Source organism: Flaviflexus huanghaiensis, assembly GCF_014118685.1.
GTDB classification, from domain to species: Bacteria; Actinomycetota; Actinomycetes; order Actinomycetales; family Actinomycetaceae; genus Flaviflexus; species Flaviflexus huanghaiensis.
The window spans coordinates 1-2,474 of record NZ_JACFAK010000030.1; the positions used below are offsets into that span (position 1 = coordinate 1).

General features: G+C 59.0%; 1 protein-coding gene. It reads right to left on the reverse strand.

The genetic code is table 11. From position 1 onward, the window contains the following. Positions 1-118: 118 nt before the first annotated feature. Positions 119-1,084 carry an IS481 family transposase gene (locus tag H7E91_RS11390; RefSeq protein ID WP_182355235.1) on the reverse strand — a complete coding sequence of 322 codons (966 nt, stop codon included), beginning with the start codon at positions 1,082-1,084 and terminating at the stop codon, positions 119-121. Positions 1,085-2,474 lie beyond the last annotated feature (1,390 nt).

The window sequence follows — 2,474 nt, forward strand, 5'->3', positions numbered from 1 at the left end:
AAAATGAAGGCTTCCCCTGAACGGGGATTGTCTGGCCTACTTCTTAGCGCTCTTTTGGCCTGAAACAGGCCGCTCACATGGCACACAACCAGAGCTGAAACGACCTACAAATAGTTGATCACAGACAGTACTTCCCAGTGAGGTTATGAACGCGGTCTGAGGGAGTTTGTCCTGCGATTCCGGTGTGGGGTCGGTGATGATTGTAGTGGTGGAGCCAGGTGCTGTATGTTGCGGCCCTGGCTCCGTCGCTTTCGTATAGCTGGGTGTAGGCCCACTCGGTGGCCAGGGTGCGGTTGAATCGTTCGACTTTCCCGTTGGTCTGGGGCCGATAGGGGCGGGTGAAGCGATGTTTCACACCAGGTCCGAGCGCGGCTGCGAACACCCGGGAGCGGTAACAGGAGCCGTTATCGGTCATCACCTGCGTGATGGTCACTCCGGCCTGAGCGAAAAATGTTCGGGCTCGATTCCAGAACTCGGCTGCGGTTTCCTTCTTCTCGTCGGCAAGGATCTCGGAGTAGGCCAGGCGTGAGTAGTCATCGACCGCGTGATGCAAGAACGCGTACCCGACGCCATGGCGACGGTTACGCTTGCCGTTGGCGCGTCCGAGCATGCGATGTCCACCACCGTCAGGGATACGGCCGAGTTTCTTGATGTCGACATGCACGAGCTCGCCCGGACGCTGTTTCTCGTAGCGCACGGGTCGAGGCTTACGGACCGGCAGCCCTGTTGCTTGATCCACGTGCGCCAGCAGGGGCATCCGGTACCGGGCAAGGACGCGTTCGATCGTGGACCGCGGTATACCCAGGTGGTAGCTGATCCGGTGCGGTCCCCACCGGCGGGTGAACCGTAGGCTGATGATGCGATGCTCGCGCCGCTTGGCAAGCCTCGCAGGTGAGTGGTGCGGTCGAGAGGACCGATCCGCGAGAGACTCACCCGCGCGGTATCGGGATGCCCATTTCGACGCGGTTGCAGGCGAAACCTGGAACCGCTCCGCTGCGCGTCTGATCGACCATCCCTGATCGACAATGAGAGAAGCCAGACGCTGCCGGCCCACAGGGGTCAATGGTGCGTTAGCGTGGGACATGAAGACCTCCGGTTACTGGATGCGAGTGTGGTAACCCACATCCTGCCGGAGGTCTTCATCTACCTCGAGCGTTCACAACCTCCCGAGGAACTACATCTAGGGCCTTGATATCGCAATTGATCTATCGCCCCTGAAACGGCACACGTATCGCTGAAGTTCACCGTTGATCGGCTCGAGAACCGGCGACGGCTGGGACATGTAGTGCTCCGCCCGATTGCCCACAAGAATCGCGTGCCTCAAAAACGTGGCTCTTAACGCCTTATGTGGAGCGGTCTTCATCCTCGTAGCGATCGCGGTTGCTCCGCGGTCCTGACGCTGTGTGAGCTCAACAGATTGCCACCTTCACTTACCTAAAGGTGGCCGCCCAACATTTGCAGCAACCCGCTGGAATTGAGACCGAGCGCGACGGGCGCGTCAGTGTTGCGCCGGCAGAGCTCGTGCTCGATCTGCTGATTGCCGCCGACAGCTGATGTGAGGGCGGAGCCTTCTCACTACATAAACAAGCAATCGTCGTTTGTCAGCGGTTGTGAGCGTTCGAGAAACCAAGTGAATCGACGCCCATCATTGATGTTGACGTCGAGCTCGGCGTGAAGGCCACGATGATGTGCCGAGAGTGGCTGGCGTACGTCCGCGTACTTCCAGATCGGGAAGCGTGAGTGCGAACTGGTGTATGACGGCGTACCGGTTACTGCAGAATTTTTTTCGCAATCGTAGGAACTGACTTCCGGAACCCGCTGCTTCTAGGTCCACCGACCGATCTGGTGGTCAGTGGTGGCGACCGACGAGCCGGCGCATTGTCCACTCGCGACGAAGTCCAGTCCAAAACACAAGCGCATAGGCGTTGTCTAAAGGAACGGATAGCGGCGTCGTTGCTCACATTGGCACTGTTACGCCATGCTGCCGTTGAGTTGGCAGACAGCTCGACTCTCGACATCGACCGACTCTGCTCGTGGTCTGCGCAACAATTCGGCTCGACGCCCCGTAGGCGGTGTCCAATCATCCGCGTACGAGAGAGCACCTCGATAACGAGTCCTTTGCGCGAGGTCGGGCTCCAGGTGTGCTCACCACGAGAGTGTATTCGACTCCAACTTCTGTGTTCGCGCAGGTCGTAGGCCTGTGGAAAGGGTGCTTCGCAGGTGTGGTGTGGGTGTGTTAGGAGGGTCACGGTGGGTGGGTTTGACGGGGGTTGTGGTGGGGGTTTAAGTTTACGGGGTTGCTTCCGGCTGGTTCGGGAGGATCGCCTCTGGATCTTCGGGTTGGGTGGGGCTGGGTGGCGTGGATCATGTGGTCTGGGTTTGCCGGTCTTGGTCTGGTTCGTTAGGATGGAGAGGTTGCTCCGCGGGAGTTCTTCTGGTTTGGAAGTTCGTTTCGTTGTGGGTTGTTTGTTTTG